This is a genomic window from Novosphingobium percolationis (genome assembly GCF_020179425.1).
Classification (GTDB): Bacteria; Pseudomonadota; Alphaproteobacteria; order Sphingomonadales; family Sphingomonadaceae; genus Novosphingobium; species Novosphingobium percolationis.
Map to the genome: position 1 here is coordinate 43,097 of NZ_JAILYM010000011.1, position 13,867 is coordinate 56,963.

Consider the following 13,867-nt stretch of genomic DNA (forward strand, 5'->3'; position numbering starts at 1 on the left):
ACCGGAGAAACTTATGGACCTCAACTTCCTGTCTTGTCCGCGCATTATTTGCAAAGCGGGATCGCTGTCCCAAGTCGGTGACCTCGTCTGCGAGCTGGGAGGCAGCCGAGTCCTGCTCGTCACCGATCCTGGCATTGTGGCTTGTGGATTTTCCGAACAGGCCATGTCCAGCCTCGGTGCGGCAGGCATCGCGGTCGAGATTTTTGACCGCGTAGCAGCAGATCCGCCCATGGCAATCGTCTCGGAAGCTGTTGGATTCGCCAAATCGTTCGGAGCCGACGCAATTATCGGCCTAGGTGGAGGAAGCTCCCTCGATACGGCCAAGGTGGTCGCGCTGGCAGCGGCGAGCGGCCAGACTATCGACGGCATGATTGGTGTCGGCAAAGCAATCGGCCAAAGGCTTCCACTCATCCAGATTCCCACAACCGCCGGCACTGGCTCGGAAGTGACGTCGGTTTCCGTCTTGACCAGTGCCAAACAGGAAAAGCTGGCTGTTTACGCGCCGCAACTGCTTCCAGACATTGCGCTGCTGGACGCAGCGCTTACACTCGGCATGCCTCGCAAGATCACGGCAGCGACCGCACTCGATGCCATGGTCCACGCCATCGAGGCTTCGACGAGCAGGACTCGCAAGAATTTGATTTCCGACGGTCTGGCAGACAAGGCCCTTTCGCTCCTGGGGCAAAACTTGCCGCGCGTCCTCGACACCCCATCGGATCTAGCCGCACGCGAAGCAATGTTGCTGGGCGCAACCCTTGCAGGCATGGCATTCATCAACGCCAGCGTGGGTTCGATCCATGCACTATCGTACCCGCTGGGAAGCCATTTTCACGTGCCGCATGGACATGGCAATGCTCTGGTTGCTGCACCAGTGATGCGCTTCAATCTGGTAGTCGCAGAAGCTGAATACGCGCATCTTGCCAAGGTATTCTTGCCGAATCGGACCTTTGCAAGCAACGCGGAGGCTGCCAATAGTCTCATTTCGGCAATGGAGGAAATGTTCGCAGCGAGCGGTCTGGAAACGCGGCTATCGCAGCTGGGCATTTCTGCCGATGCCGTTCCGGCGATGGCGCGCGAAGTCACCACGGGACTTACTCGCCTGATAGCCAACAATCCTTGCGACATGTCTTATGATGATGTCGTGTCACTATACGAAAACGTGCTATGACCTCGGGTCCCCTCACAGGAATCCGTGTCGTTGACCTCAGCCGTGTTCTCGGCGGACCATACTGCACGCAAGTTCTCGCCGACTACGGCGCCGACATCATCAAGATCGAACCACCTCAAGGAGACGAGACGCGAGGATGGGGCCCTCCATTCAAGGATGGTCTCAGCGCCTATTTTTCGGGCGCAAATCGCAACAAGCGATCGATCGGCATCGACGTTGGCAAGCCCGAAGGACGCACGGTCGTGCTCAAGCTGCTGGAGAGCGCGGATGTGCTGGTCCACAACTTCAAGAGCGGGACTTTGGAAAAATGGGGGCTGGGCTACGATCAAGTGCTTCAAGCGCTGTTCCCGAAGCTTGTCCTTTGTCATGTGACGGGCTTCGGCGCTGACGGTCCCCTGGGCGGACATCCGGGTTATGACGCGGTGGTCCAAGCAATGACCGGATTGATGAGCATCAACGGCGACCCCGGAAACGGGCCGGTCCGTATGGGCACTCCGGTGGTTGATATCGGGACCGGCCTTATTGCCTGCAATGCAATCCTTGCCGCATTGATCGAGCGCGGCAGATCGGGGCTTGGCCAGAAAATCGAGGTTCCGCTCTACGACTGTGCGATCAGCATGCTGCATCCTCAGGCCGCCAACGCCCTGATGTCAGGCAAAATTCCGGTAGCAACGGGCAACGGACATCCGAACATCGTGCCTTATGACATGTTTGAGACGCGCACCGGAAAGATCTATCTTGCCGTTGGCAACAATGGCCAGTTCGCCAAACTTTGTGCAGTTTTGAAACGCCCGGATATTGCCGTGGACGCCCGCTTCGTCGATAATGCCGCAAGAATCGCGCATCGCAGGGAACTTGGCGAGTTGCTGACGCAATGCCTTGCCGAGCTTGAGGCCGAAACTCTCGAACATATGCTGCTGAATGCCGGCGTGCCGACAGGCGTTGTGCGCAACGTGAGCGAGGCGCTGGCGCATCCCCATACCATTCACCGAAACATGGTGGTGAAGATGGGCAATTACAGCGGCACGGGAATTCCGGCACTGTTCGGCCGGACGCCCGGGTCTATCCGCAGTGCACCGCCAAGCTTCGGGCAGGACAGCCGGTGCATTCTGCTTGAATCTGGGTACAGCGAAGCTCAAATTGCACAGATGGAAGAGCAAGCCATAGTGTTTGGTGCAGGAGAGAACGAAACTGGCCAGGTTTGAAATGGCCGATCTCGACTGAGATTTTTCCAATCACCATGCGCTCTGGGTTGGGGGGTGAGCCATGAATGATCTAATTCCGCCAGAAGATATCACGAAATGGATTCCTGGACGCAAAACGATCGACAGCACTGCACAAGGCTGGCGCGGATTAACATTAATGGGTTATCGTTACGCTGGCCTCGAAGTCGAGATTCCGCCGATGCGGGATTATATGATCGTGGTCTATCAAGACGCCGATACCAGCATGCGCCGTCGTTGCAATGGCCCTTGGCAAACCGAGAAACTTCGGCCGGGCTCCATTTCCCTGCTCACACGGGGTGAACAATCGACGTGGCAATGGGACGATGCGATCAACGTCAGGCATATCTATCTTGGCCATAGTGCGATCAGCGAAACCGCTGCCCAAATATTTGACCGGGACCTCGCGAGCATCGATATTGCAGACCGTGTTTGTACGACGGATAATATGATCCAATTCTGTCTAAATATGCTTGAACAGGAATACAGTGGTTTTGGAGTAGGCGAGTGCCTCTTCATTGATGCATTACGAACGCAACTTGCAGTCCACCTGATCAGAAACTATGCTGATATTGCAATAAAGGAAACTCATATTGGTACTTTAGGATCAAATTTGCGGAAGGTGGTTTCAGAGTACATCGAGGAATCGCTAGGCGATCGAATTCATCTCGAGGATTTGGCATCGATCGCGGGATTAAGCCCGTTTCATTTTTCCCGAAGGTTCAAGCTCGAATTCGGCGTGACACCACATGCATTCGTAATTCAACGAAAAATTAAGAAAGCAAAGGCATTGCTTCTCAAACGGGATCTGCCTTTGAAAGCGATTGCGGCTGATTGCGGTTTCTCCGATCAAAGCCATATGAACAGAACATTCAGAAAGGTGTTAGGCATTACACCAGCGGAATATCGCCGATCTGCCTAGCACTACTTTGGCAGAAATGTGATTTTGGGGATTCCCCTGACGTCGAATGCGTGATTCATGGAGAGCCAGCTTTGACGGAGGCTGGCGATGGGCGAGAACTGGCAGGCAGACTTGGAGCGGTGGCTTGGCCCGTATTTGGAGGGGCTGGGGAACAAGACAGGACGTCGGATGTGTCCGGCCTATATCGCCGGCCTGATTGGGCCGGGTGATCGCAAGAGCATTCAGCCCATGGCGGCCCGGTCGGACGCGGTCGCTTATGACCGGCTGCATCATTTCATCGGTGCCGGCCTGTGGGACAGCGCCCCGCTGGAAGCGACCTTGTGGAGCCAGGCGGACGAACTGGTTGGCGGTGACGACGCTTGGCTGATCATCGACGACACCGCCCTGCCGAAGAAGGGCAAGGCGTCAGTGGGTGTCGCACCCCAATACGCCACGGCGCTGGGCAAGAACGCGAACTGCCAGACGCTGGTGTCAGTGACGTTGGCCTCCGGCGAAGTTCCACTCATGCTGAGCTTGCGTTTGTTCCTACCGGAAAGCTGGACGAGCGATGTTGGGCGGATGGACAAGGCCGGCGTGCCTGCTTCCTTGCAGGAATATCGCACGAAGCCAGAGATCGCGATCGAGGAGATCGATCGCGTTATCGCGGCCGGGGTGCGCTTCGGCTGCGTGCTGGCCGATGCCGGTTATGGGTTGTCCGCTCCGTTCCGGCAGGCACTGAGCGAGCGCGGCCTGTGCTGGGCCGTCGGCATCCCCCCGGCACCAGAAGATCTACCCGGCCGACGTGCAACTGATCTTTCCGGTCGCTGGTCGCGGGCGGCCCCGGGTGCGGCACGTGCCGGACGTCAAATCCCGGGCCGCACACACCATGCTCGAAGCCGCGAAGTGGCGTCAGGTTAGTTGGCGCAAGGGAACGAAGGGACGCCTAGCCGCACGCTTTGCCGCCGTGCGTGTGCGCATCGCCGACGGAGCTCCCCAGCGGATCGGCTCCGCCGGAGCCCAGCACATGCCGGGGGAGGAAGCCTGGCTGGTGGGCGAGCATCGCTCGAACGGCGAACGCAAATGCTATCTCTCGAACCTGCCCGCCGGCACCCCGGTCAAGGACCTGGCCGGCGCAATCAAAGCGCGCTGGATATGCGAGCAAGCTCATCAGCAACTCAAGGAAGAGCTCGGCCTGGATCACTTCGAGGGCCGGTCCTGGACCGGACTCCACCGCCACGCTTTAATGACCATGATGGCCTATGCCTACCTCCAAAGCCGCCGGATCGCTCAGGCGGGACGGAAAAAAAAGAGTCCTTGGCCCGCCGCCGCAACCCACACTGCCAGCAGTGCGCCAAGCCATTCTTGACCACCTGTCACGCTCTCCACCGCCCCAATGTCCTCGCTGCGGATGCCTCTTGAACGCAAGGTCAACCAAACTTCTGCCAAAGTAGTGCTAGGGTCTCGGCCTTTGCATACCATTCGTGCCCCGCAGGGAGGTCCCCAAGCTCGATGTGGACAGCGCCCAACAAAGTGCATGGTCTATAGTCGCTTGAGGTCAGTTGATGCGCTTCGCTTGCCAGTGCCTTCGCCTCGTCGAGGCGGCGCAGGTCACGCATTGCTCCGCCACGCGTTGTCGCCAAGGCCGACCTAAGTTTGGGATTTGATCCGACCTTTGCCAAGGCCGCGTCGGTCAGACGCAAAGCTCGCTCCGGTTCACCAGCCTTACGCCAATGCCCGCTCGCATTCACGGCATTCCAGGGATCACCGCTGCTTTCCCATGCTTTGGTCAGGGCTTCGGCTTCCAACGCATGCCAGGCTCTCTGCAGTTCGTCGGTCCAGCAGTAATCGGCCTCGGTCTTGAGCCATGCGAGGTCCTCGACAGTGAGGCGTTGCCCGGTGGCGACCTGCCTGAGTAGCGCCATCACGCGCCGATAATCTTCGCTTTCGATATATCCCACGCCGAAGCGTTGCCGCAGTTCCTTGGCCTCTCGATTTCGACGGAGGGCGGGGTCATTAGCCATGGCGGCGAAGGTTGCCTTGACCGCAGCGGCTCTGGCATCAGCGCGTTCCGCCAATTCTGCCGCATCCTTCACGGCCTTGACCGAAGCCTCTTCAATGCGCGCGGCTTGCTCCTGCTCGGCCGCGGCCTGAAACTCTCCCAGGGTTGCCTTACCGTCCGTCAAGGTGACGAGTGCATGCAGGCCGGTCGTGGCGAGAAACTGCCGCTGTAGCGTGGCCACCTGCTCGCCTGCATCGATCCTCAAGAGAATCCCGTTTAACCGGGCGCCCAGTTGAGTGGCGCCGGGGAGGTCCTCAAGAAAATAGCGTTCCGCTAGGTCCGTGTGGTGAGATCGTGTCATTGCCCTATTTTACGCTCGCGGTCCTGCGCGCCGAGGATATCTTCACTTCCGACATCGTGCGACTTTCTATGTGGCACGCTGGCCTTTTGGATCTCTTAACATCTCAAGGCGAGCTCGTCGTATGGCCGTGAGCCTATTGCCTGCTGTTGACATGATGCTGGAAGAAAAGGAGCTCGGCGCCATGCAAAGTGAATCGACCATCCGCCGCCTGCATGTCCCGGTATTGCGACCCGAAGACGTGATCCATCACCTCGGATCTCCAACGCATTGGCAGCCAGGTCGTTCTGCCAAATCGGTGGCTGATCTCTGGTTTTCTGTGAACGGGCTTCCGCCTTCAGTGAAATCGGCTCTCAATCATGACCCCGCGTTCAAGGGAGCTACATTGGTCGATGCGTTTTTTGAGCGCCCGGTCGACCTTGGTGATGGTCAGCGACCGAGTCAGACCGACCTCATGGCGATCCTTCGTCTTAATAGGCACCTTGGTGTTCTGGCCGTCGAGGCGAAAGTGGACGAGACTTTCGGCCCGACAGTCCAGGAGTGGCTTTCAGAAGCAAAAGGGGATGCGACCGCACGCCCGGCACGCCTGGAGCGGCTATGCCGAAATCTCGATCTCGATCCGGCGACGGTCGGGAAAATTCGATACCAACTCATTCACCGCACGGCCTCCGCAGTCATCGAAGCCCAACGCTATTGCGCGCGCGATGCAGCGATGATCGTTCAGAGCTTTTGCCCGAAACGCTCTTGGTTTGACGACTACCGGGCCTTTGCCGAGGCCATGGGTTTTCCAGATGCGCCAGTCGGCGCAATCACTCCGGCAAAGGTCTGCGACGGCGTTGCGCTGCGGATCGGATGGGTAGCGGAGCCAAACGGAGGGGCGATCAAGCGGCTCGGGACGGCACGAACCGTTCCTGCGCTCACGGAATTGGGCCGGGTACAGCTGTCGAAATCCTTCTTCATGCGTGACATGCTCTATTCGGAAGTGGCCATGGTCCACGGGCTCAACAACGCGCCCGATGACCCGGACCTAGCCATTAAGGCGGGCAAGCGGCTGTGCGAGGACCTGCTCGAGCCACTGCAGGATCAGTGGGGGCGGATCGCGATCCGCTCGGCTTACCGCTCGTGCGAGGTGAACGGCTTCTGCAACGAAATGCAGCGCAAGAAGAAGGCTGGCTACACCTGCGCGTCCAACGAGAGCAACTACGCCGGACACATTTGGGATCGCCTTGACGCCGGAGGCTGCTTGGGGGCGATGGCCTGCGTAGTCGTTCCCAGTTTCTGGGCGAACAATCAGGAGCCAGGTGATTGGCGGATCCTGGCGCGATGGATTCACGAGAATCTGCCTTATTCGACGCTGTATTTCTTTCCGACCTATTGGGCGTTCAACATCGGCTGGCATGAGCGGCCCGAACGGACGATCAAAAGCTATGCGGAGCCGGCAGGCCTATTCACGCCTTAAGATGGAAAAGCGAACAGACGTAATCATGGAGGCAAGGTCGCCTGTCTCGGGTCGACGCCAAGTCAGCAATAGCTCGACCGCACCCTCCCTTGCGCAATCAGCAAGCCTCCGTTAAGGCGTTACCTATTAGGTAACGAAAATGAGCCATTCTCTTGGATATCGATTTTCGAAAGCGCAAGCTCGAGAAGACCTTCAATGCGCAGGCAGAATTGCTCAAAGCCTATGGGACACCCATGGCCAAGGCGATCATGAAGCGCATGACGGTGCTTCGTGCTTCGCGCGACCTGAGTCTGGTGCCGGTTACGCCTCCCGAACGAAGGCATCAGCTGACCGAGCACCGGGACGAGCAGTTTGCAGTCGACTTGGTTCATCCCAAGCGACTGATTTTTGAAGTGAACCATGATCCAATCCCTCGCAACGAAGACGGGGGAATCGATCTAACCAAGGTGACAGCGATAACGATCATCGAAGTGGTCGATTATCACTGATGGAGAATGCAACGATGGCGACCGCAGCCAATCAGTTCCGACCGGACTATGCCGTTCCACCCGGCTGGATCCTCGAAGAACGCCTGGAAGTCCATGGCATGTCACAAGCTGAGTTCGCTCGGCGATGCGGGCGCTCGGCCAAGCTCATCAGCGAGATTATTGCCGGCAAGGCACCACTTGAACCGGAAACTGCAATCCAGTTCGAGAAGGTTCTCGGAGTTGACGCCGATCTGTGGCTCTCGATCGAGTCCGGTTACCAGCTCCATCGAGCCCGTGAGGCTGACGCAGCACGGGCAAAGGACGCTATCGCCTGGTCGAAGACATTCCCCATCAATGACTTGGTAAAGCGCCGCTGCTTCCCAAAGCCCGTCAATCCCGTCGACGCGGTCTCGAAGCTGCTTGCGTTCTTCGGCGTAGGATCGCTCGACGCTTGGAATAGCCAGTACGGCTTGGCGAAGGTTGCCTATCGGCACTCACCGTCGTTCAAAAGCAATGAAGTTGCGCTCGCGACCTGGCTGCGTCTCGGCGAACTCGATGCGGAGCAGCAGGAGTGTGCAGATTATAGCGAAACGCAGTTCAAGCTGGCGTTGAAGCAGATCCGTGCCCTCACGCGTGAACCCGTCGAGCGAGCCGTTCCCCTTGTGCGCGCGCTCTGCAACGAGGCCGGTGTCGCAGTCGCTTTAGTGCCGCCGCTTGCAAAGACCGCGCTTAGTGGCGCCGCATGGTGGATTTCGCCTCGTAAGCCCGTGATCCAGCTCAGTGCACGCCATAAATCAGACGACCATTTGTGGTTCAGCTTCTTTCACGAAGCCGCGCACATTCTGCTCCACAGCAAGAAGAACGTTTTCGTCGATGACAAGTCGCGCGATGGCACCGACGAGGAAAAGGAGGCCGATGCATGGGCCTGCAACACTCTCGTTCCGACTTCCGCGTGGAGACAGTTCGTCGCAACCGAACCGCGCAGCGAACGGGCGGTTCTCGACTTTGCTGACAGCCAGGGTATCGCGCCAGGCATTGTCGTCGGCATGCTTCAACACAGCGGCATCTTGCCTTGGACCCATTTGAATGGCCTGAAGATCCGCCTCAAGTGGTCAACCGGCGCCGAGGATTGAGCGGTCGTGCGCCTCGCTCTGACGGGGCAACGCTCGAGCCGGCGGATTCACGCTAGCTGCATGCCGATCCAGATGACGCGCCCTACGATCTGTATCGCGTTTCTGATTAGTCCATCCCAGTTGGGATAGTTTGGATTGTCAGTCAGTACGGCGATGCGGTTTCGCGCCGGTTCGAGCGCGATCCTTCGTACCAGCAATCCGGTATCGGCTCGGATGACGTAGAGTCCGTCGCGAGGATTTTCGTTGGCGAGATAGCGCTGAATCAGCACCTCATCGCCATCCCGCAATGTCGGATACATCGCGTCGCCTTCGATTCTGACGATCGAAACTCCCGTCGGCTTGTGACTGAGACTGCGCAGCCATGCCTCGTCGACCAGACGGACACGCCCAAGGCTATCGTCAGCATCGGTGGCGCCAAGAACCGGGATCGCAATCGTCGATAGCCCCGCGCTTTCCGGAACCTCGTCTCCGCCAAAGACAGCGGCGGGGACGCCAAAATGAACCGACAGCTGCGCGATGTCGCTGTCGTCGAGATGCGCCGGGCTACCCCGCTTGATGAACTGTTGGATGTAGGCCGCATTCCGGCTCAGCAGGCGCGAGACTGACGAATAAGATTCGCCCCGTTCCTTGATTAGCTCGTCGAGCGCGCGGCGAGGATCGAGCTTGGCCATTCCTACGATTTCCTAGAACATGTTTCGTAATTCGAAGGAGCAATCCCATTCGGCGAATCCATTTCCGATTGCTACCCTCACATTGGTTTGCGGACGTCGGAAGTTTGCAGGGCTCCTGCCGCGAGATTAAATGACGCCGCGCCAAAATGCTATGTTTTCATGGAGGATAGTGTTGGCAGGTCGGAGGTACTGGGTTGGTTTGGATACCGGAGTTGCGGAAACAGCAGTGTGCCTCATCGACGAATTCGGTGAAATCCTGTTCGAAGGAAAACGAGAAACGCATGCTGGCCAGATAAAGGATATCCTGCGCCCATTTGGTGTCGAAGCGGTGCAGCGCATCACCATCGAAGCGGGCGTAGGCACTCACATGGTGCGTGAACTCCAGGCTCAGGGCTTTCCCGTCTATGTCGCTGAGGTTCGTCGTGCCTCCAAGTTCCTCGCTATCCGGCGGCAGAAGACTGACTCCAACGATGCGAGAGGGCTTGCGGAGCTCGGCCGCGTCGGACGCACCATCGGGGCAGAGGTCTTCGTAAAGCCACTCGACTGTCAGAACTTGCGCAGCCTCCTCAATGTCCGCAAGAACCTCATTCAGCAGCGCATGAAGATCGACGCCCTGGTTCAGTCCATCGTCCGTTTGCACGGAGGAAAGCTGAAGACGAGCAGCGGGGTTGGCAGGCTCGCGAGCGGCATCGAAGATCAGCTGGAAATTCTGCGGGCGGACGGGCTCGATGTCGATGCCGACGTCCGGCCGCTCATTTCGATTGCGGAAAACCTTCGTTCGCATATTGCAGGAATGGACAAGCGGCTCCGTGCGGCAGCTCTTGCTCATCCGGTTTGTTCAAACCTCATGACCGTCCCTGGCGTCGGTCCAATCACCGCCTTGTCCTTTTACAGCGCCATCGGCGATCCGTCGCGCTTTCAGCGAACCCGCGATGTTGGCCCCTATTTCGGATTGACCCCAACAATCCATCAGTCGGGCGTTCTCGCCCGGGTCGGCCGGATCAGCAGGTTCGGTAGCAAGCTCACGCGGACTCACCTGGTTTCGGCTGCCACCGTCTTGCTGTGCTCGACAAAGACGGAAAGCGCACTGCAGGCATGGGGGCTGACACTGAGGAAGAAAGTAGGCTTGTCGAAAGCCAGGGTTGCTGTGGCTCGAAAGCTGGCGGTCGTCATGCTTCACATGTGGAAGTCTGGATCCTCCTTTGACCCGGCTCGCACATGACAAGTTCCTCCTGACGGAGGGGCAGGCCTGGACCCCGCATCGTTTTCTGGGGCTCTCACCCCGGCGTAGGTAATTGGGCCAGGCCTGCCGATCACAGCCGCCAGACTATCCATTCCAATCGCGTGTTGGACGAGATCGCCTGAGAGTACGCGGGCCAAGTTGGAACGCTTCATGAACGGTTTTCTGCGGGCCTTTCGGTCCCTACAAGGCTAGATTTTCTGCTTTTGTTCACGGTGCAAAAATGGCGGAAATCCGCCATTTTTTGAAGATTCGAGTCCTAGCAAAAGACTCGAACCTCTAAACCACACCGAAATGCGGGCTTTTGTGCGGGCCTTCGCAAAAACCACATCGTCTATGTTGCTGTTATAACACAGAAAAAATTATTCGATGCGGGTCCTCTTCTGGCACCATTTGTTCTTCCGGGATTGCCCCCGGAAGCTTCAGAAACCCGCAGAAATCTGCTAAAAAATACGCGTTCCGTCCGAGCGCGTCCACAGCTTTCCATACGTAGAACTGGGCTAGTGGGGGCCTCTGGCGGGGCCTTTCGTTGTTCCGTTTCCGGAGGCCCCCAAATGTCCAAACTTACCGACACACAGTGTCGCACCGCCAAGCCGCGCGAGAAAAATTACAAGCTCGCCGACGGCAATGGCCTCTACCTTCTGGTCAACGTACGCGGAAGCAAGCTGTGGAAGTGGAAGTACCGCTGACCTGCCCCCCGCTGGTTCCCTCGATCTGATGTAGAGTCTGCCCCAAGGAAGGAGCAGACGAATGAGGAAGAGCCGTTTTTCCGAGGAACAGATCATCGGGATGATCAAGGAGCAGGAGGCAGGCCTGCCGACGGTAGAGGTGTGCCGCAAGCACGGGCTCAGCCCGGCGACATTCTATAAGCTCAAGGCGAAGTACGCTGGCCTGGAGGTGTCCGATGCCCGGCGGCTGCGCCAGCTCGAGGATGAGAATGGCAAGCTCAAGCGGCTTCTGGCCGAGAGTGTGCTGGACAACGCGATCCTGAAGGACCTGTTGGGAAAAGTCTGACGACGCCAAGCCAGCGACGGGATGCGGCGCTCGGTGTGATGCGGGATTATGAGATCTCGCAACGCCGGGCCTGCGTGCTGATCGGCGTCGATCCGAAGACGGTCCGGCGAGAACGTCCGCCTGACCATGCTGTGATCCGCGAGGCGATGCGCGAGATCGCCGGCGTGCGTCGGCGGTTCGGCTATCGCCGTGTCGGCGTCATGCTGGAACGCAAGGGGCACATCATGAACCACAAGAAGCTCTACCGGCTGTATCGGGAGGAAGGTCTGTCGGTGCGCGCCGTCGGCGCGGGCGCAAGCGTGCTCGTGGCAGCCGGACGCCGATGCCGGTGCCGCTGCGGCCGAACGACCGCTGGTCTATGGACTTCGTGGCCGACACGTTCGGCGCTTCCCGTCGGCTGCGCATCCTGGCGATCAACGATGACGCTTGCCGCGAGAACCTTTGCCTGGTGGGCGACACGAGCATCTCGGGCGTCAGGGTGGCACGCGAACTCGACACGCTGGTGCGGCTCTATGGCAAACCGGCTTGCATCGTCAGCGATAACGGGACCGAGTTCACCAGCCGGGCGATCCTGAAGTGGGCCAGCGAAAACCGGGTCGAGTGGCACTACATCGATCCCGGCAAGCCGCAGCAGAATGCGTTCATTGAATCGTTCAATGGGTCGCTGCGCGACGAGTTCCTGAACGAGGAACTGTTCGACAGCTTGGCTGACGCCCGGCGCAAGCTGGCCGTCTGGCGCTACGACTACAACAACGTCCGGCCGCACTCATCCCTGGGGAACCGAACACCGGCACAAGCGCGTCGGGCGTTCCTGCATGATGGAAGCGTCACACCCGACGCGCTTGTGCCGGTGGAGCAGCACGAATATCAAACCGGCAGACTCTCGTTATGACCGCGGGACCAGCCGGGGGCAGGTCAAGGGCAGTGGCACGGCGTGAGATCGATCTGGTCGCGACGTGGGCCGTTGATCGGCTCGGACGCTCACTCCAAAATCTTATCGGGTTCCTCAATGAGATCAACGCGAAGGGTGTCGATCTCTACCTGCATCAGCAGGCCCTTGATACTTCAACCCCGAGCGGACGTGCGATGTTCGGTATGCTGTCGGTCTTTGCCGACTTCGAGCGAGAGATGATCCGCAGTCGCATCATGGCTGGCCTTGCTCGAAGTCAGAAAAAGCCCGGACGCCCAGCTCTCGATCCTGACAAGGTGGCGAGGATCGAAGCGGCGTTGAAGTCAGGCCTCTCGATCAATGCCACGGCAAAGAAGCTCCACGTCGGCGTCGGCACCGTTCACCGGCTCAAAACCCGAATGGCAGCCTGATCTCAATCTGCCGGGCGCAAGCTCGCAACGAAGTCGTCCAGCCATTCGCTGAACTCCTCGAAGGTCATCCCCGGCCCCTCCGGTCCAGAAGCCGCTGACTTGATCATCTAGACGAACTCATCGGACATCTCGCCCCGGCACAGCGGGCAATCGTGATCATCCTCATGGTCGTTGTCGCCGCAGCGTTCCCCGCCCTCCATCACGATCTCCGGAGCCTCCTCGAATGACGAAGCCCCACCATAGCGCAGGCTCATCAGGATCGTCGGATAAGAATGATCAGCCACAGAACGCGGGTGTTCTTCTGGCACCATTTCTTTTTCCAAGACAGACCATGACGGGGCGAAAGCCCCGGAATATCGGGGCGTTCCCGTCCTTCGTCGTGCACAGACGAGTGCCGAAAAGGCCCCCAGCCCAGCATGTTTGGGGGCCTGCTGCGATGCCTCATCGGGGCTCATTTCACAGCTTGATTAGCCTGTGACGAGATCGGCCACCGCTTCGCGCTGGCCCGGCGTCAGTTCCACCGGGCGGCGCGTGGCGGGATCGACGAAGACGTGGACGAAATAGCCGGTGGCCGAAGGCTGTTCGGCGCCCTGCTCGAAAATCGCCAGTTCATAGCGGATCGACTTGCCGCCCAGCTTGCCGATGCGCACGGCGACGTCGAGCGTGGCCGGGAATTCGAGGCTGGCGTGGAACTGGCACTGGCTTTCGATGCACAGGCCGATCGAATCCCAGTCAGTCGAGCGCAGCACCCCACGGTCGATCAGCATCGTCGTCAGTGCACTATCAAAGTAGCTATAATACTGGGCATTGTTGACGTGGCCATAGGCGTCGCAATCGGCCCAGCGAGTGACGATCGGGGTAAAGTAGCCATAGTCCGAGCGCGCCATTGCCTATCCCTTTCGCCGGGGCCGAAA

General features: G+C 58.8%; 13 protein-coding genes and 2 pseudogenes. 11 read left to right on the forward strand and 4 right to left on the reverse strand.

Features of this window, described 5'->3' with window-relative positions; genetic code table 11:
- Positions 1–13: 13 nt before the first annotated feature.
- The 4 genes and pseudogenes from K3A84_RS19690 (at position 14) to K3A84_RS19705 (ending at position 4,658) form a co-directional block, all read left to right on the forward strand.
- Entirely contained in the window at positions 14–1,168 is a 1,155-nt protein-coding gene (locus K3A84_RS19690) for an iron-containing alcohol dehydrogenase (RefSeq protein ID WP_029995528.1), read from the forward strand.
- A complete protein-coding gene (locus K3A84_RS19695; RefSeq protein WP_051170537.1) occupies positions 1,165–2,373 on the forward strand; it encodes a CaiB/BaiF CoA transferase family protein in 1,209 nt (402 codons plus the stop codon). Before K3A84_RS19690 ends, K3A84_RS19695 begins: the two co-directional genes overlap by 4 nt.
- 61 nt (positions 2,374–2,434) lie before the next feature.
- Positions 2,435–3,313, forward strand: coding sequence for a helix-turn-helix domain-containing protein (locus K3A84_RS19700; RefSeq protein ID WP_081663831.1), 879 nt, complete (start codon positions 2,435–2,437; stop codon positions 3,311–3,313).
- Between the two features lie 87 nt (positions 3,314–3,400).
- Positions 3,401–4,658: pseudogene (locus K3A84_RS19705) on the forward strand (IS701 family transposase).
- Between the two features lie 61 nt (positions 4,659–4,719).
- Here the strand turns inward: K3A84_RS19705 and K3A84_RS19710 are convergent.
- Positions 4,720–5,556, reverse strand: coding sequence for a tetratricopeptide repeat protein (locus K3A84_RS19710; RefSeq protein ID WP_124809293.1), 837 nt, complete (start codon positions 5,554–5,556; stop codon positions 4,720–4,722).
- Between the two features lie 247 nt (positions 5,557–5,803).
- Between K3A84_RS19710 and K3A84_RS19715 the strand changes: the two genes are divergently transcribed.
- The 3 genes from K3A84_RS19715 to K3A84_RS19725 all read left to right on the forward strand — a co-directional run bounded on the left by K3A84_RS19715 (position 5,804) and on the right by K3A84_RS19725 (position 8,708).
- Positions 5,804–7,108 carry a DUF6946 family protein gene (locus K3A84_RS19715; RefSeq protein ID WP_225011210.1) on the forward strand — a complete coding sequence of 435 codons (1,305 nt, stop codon included), beginning with the start codon at positions 5,804–5,806 and terminating at the stop codon, positions 7,106–7,108.
- A gap of 152 nt (positions 7,109–7,260) precedes the next feature.
- Entirely contained in the window at positions 7,261–7,596 is a 336-nt protein-coding gene (locus tag K3A84_RS19720) for a killer suppression protein HigA (RefSeq protein WP_124809294.1), read from the forward strand.
- A 14-nt stretch (positions 7,597–7,610) separates the two neighbouring features.
- On the forward strand, positions 7,611–8,708 hold the full coding sequence (locus tag K3A84_RS19725) for a HigA family addiction module antitoxin (protein ID WP_164975688.1): 1,098 nt from the start codon (positions 7,611–7,613) through the stop codon (positions 8,706–8,708).
- Between the two features lie 47 nt (positions 8,709–8,755).
- Here K3A84_RS19725 and K3A84_RS19730 read toward each other — a convergent pair whose 3' ends face one another.
- Positions 8,756–9,379, reverse strand: coding sequence for a S24 family peptidase (locus K3A84_RS19730; RefSeq protein WP_124809296.1), 624 nt, complete (start codon positions 9,377–9,379; stop codon positions 8,756–8,758).
- A gap of 130 nt (positions 9,380–9,509) precedes the next feature.
- Between K3A84_RS19730 and K3A84_RS19735 the strand changes: the two genes are divergently transcribed.
- From K3A84_RS19735 to K3A84_RS19750, 4 genes and pseudogenes are all read left to right on the forward strand, one after another.
- Positions 9,510–10,601 (forward strand): IS110 family RNA-guided transposase, encoded by a 1,092-nt coding sequence (locus tag K3A84_RS19735; RefSeq protein WP_124809297.1) that lies wholly within the window; start codon positions 9,510–9,512, stop codon positions 10,599–10,601.
- A gap of 572 nt (positions 10,602–11,173) precedes the next feature.
- The gene (locus K3A84_RS19740) at positions 11,174–11,308 is read left to right on the forward strand and encodes an Arm DNA-binding domain-containing protein (RefSeq protein ID WP_318248341.1); all 135 of its coding nucleotides are present in this window, start codon (positions 11,174–11,176) and stop codon (positions 11,306–11,308) included.
- A 61-nt stretch (positions 11,309–11,369) separates the two neighbouring features.
- Positions 11,370–12,525 (forward strand): annotated as a pseudogene (locus tag K3A84_RS19745) (IS3 family transposase).
- 32 nt (positions 12,526–12,557) lie between these two features.
- A complete protein-coding gene (locus K3A84_RS19750; RefSeq protein WP_318248342.1) occupies positions 12,558–12,953 on the forward strand; it encodes a recombinase family protein in 396 nt (131 codons plus the stop codon).
- A gap of 107 nt (positions 12,954–13,060) precedes the next feature.
- On the opposite strand, the gene K3A84_RS19755 is transcribed toward K3A84_RS19750, so the two are convergent.
- Positions 13,061–13,237, reverse strand: coding sequence for a hypothetical protein (locus K3A84_RS19755; protein ID WP_225011212.1), 177 nt, complete (start codon positions 13,235–13,237; stop codon positions 13,061–13,063).
- A 183-nt stretch (positions 13,238–13,420) separates the two neighbouring features.
- Positions 13,421–13,840 carry an acyl-CoA thioesterase gene (locus K3A84_RS19760; protein WP_225011213.1) on the reverse strand — a complete coding sequence of 140 codons (420 nt, stop codon included), beginning with the start codon at positions 13,838–13,840 and terminating at the stop codon, positions 13,421–13,423.
- Between the last annotated feature and the right edge of the window lie 27 nt (positions 13,841–13,867).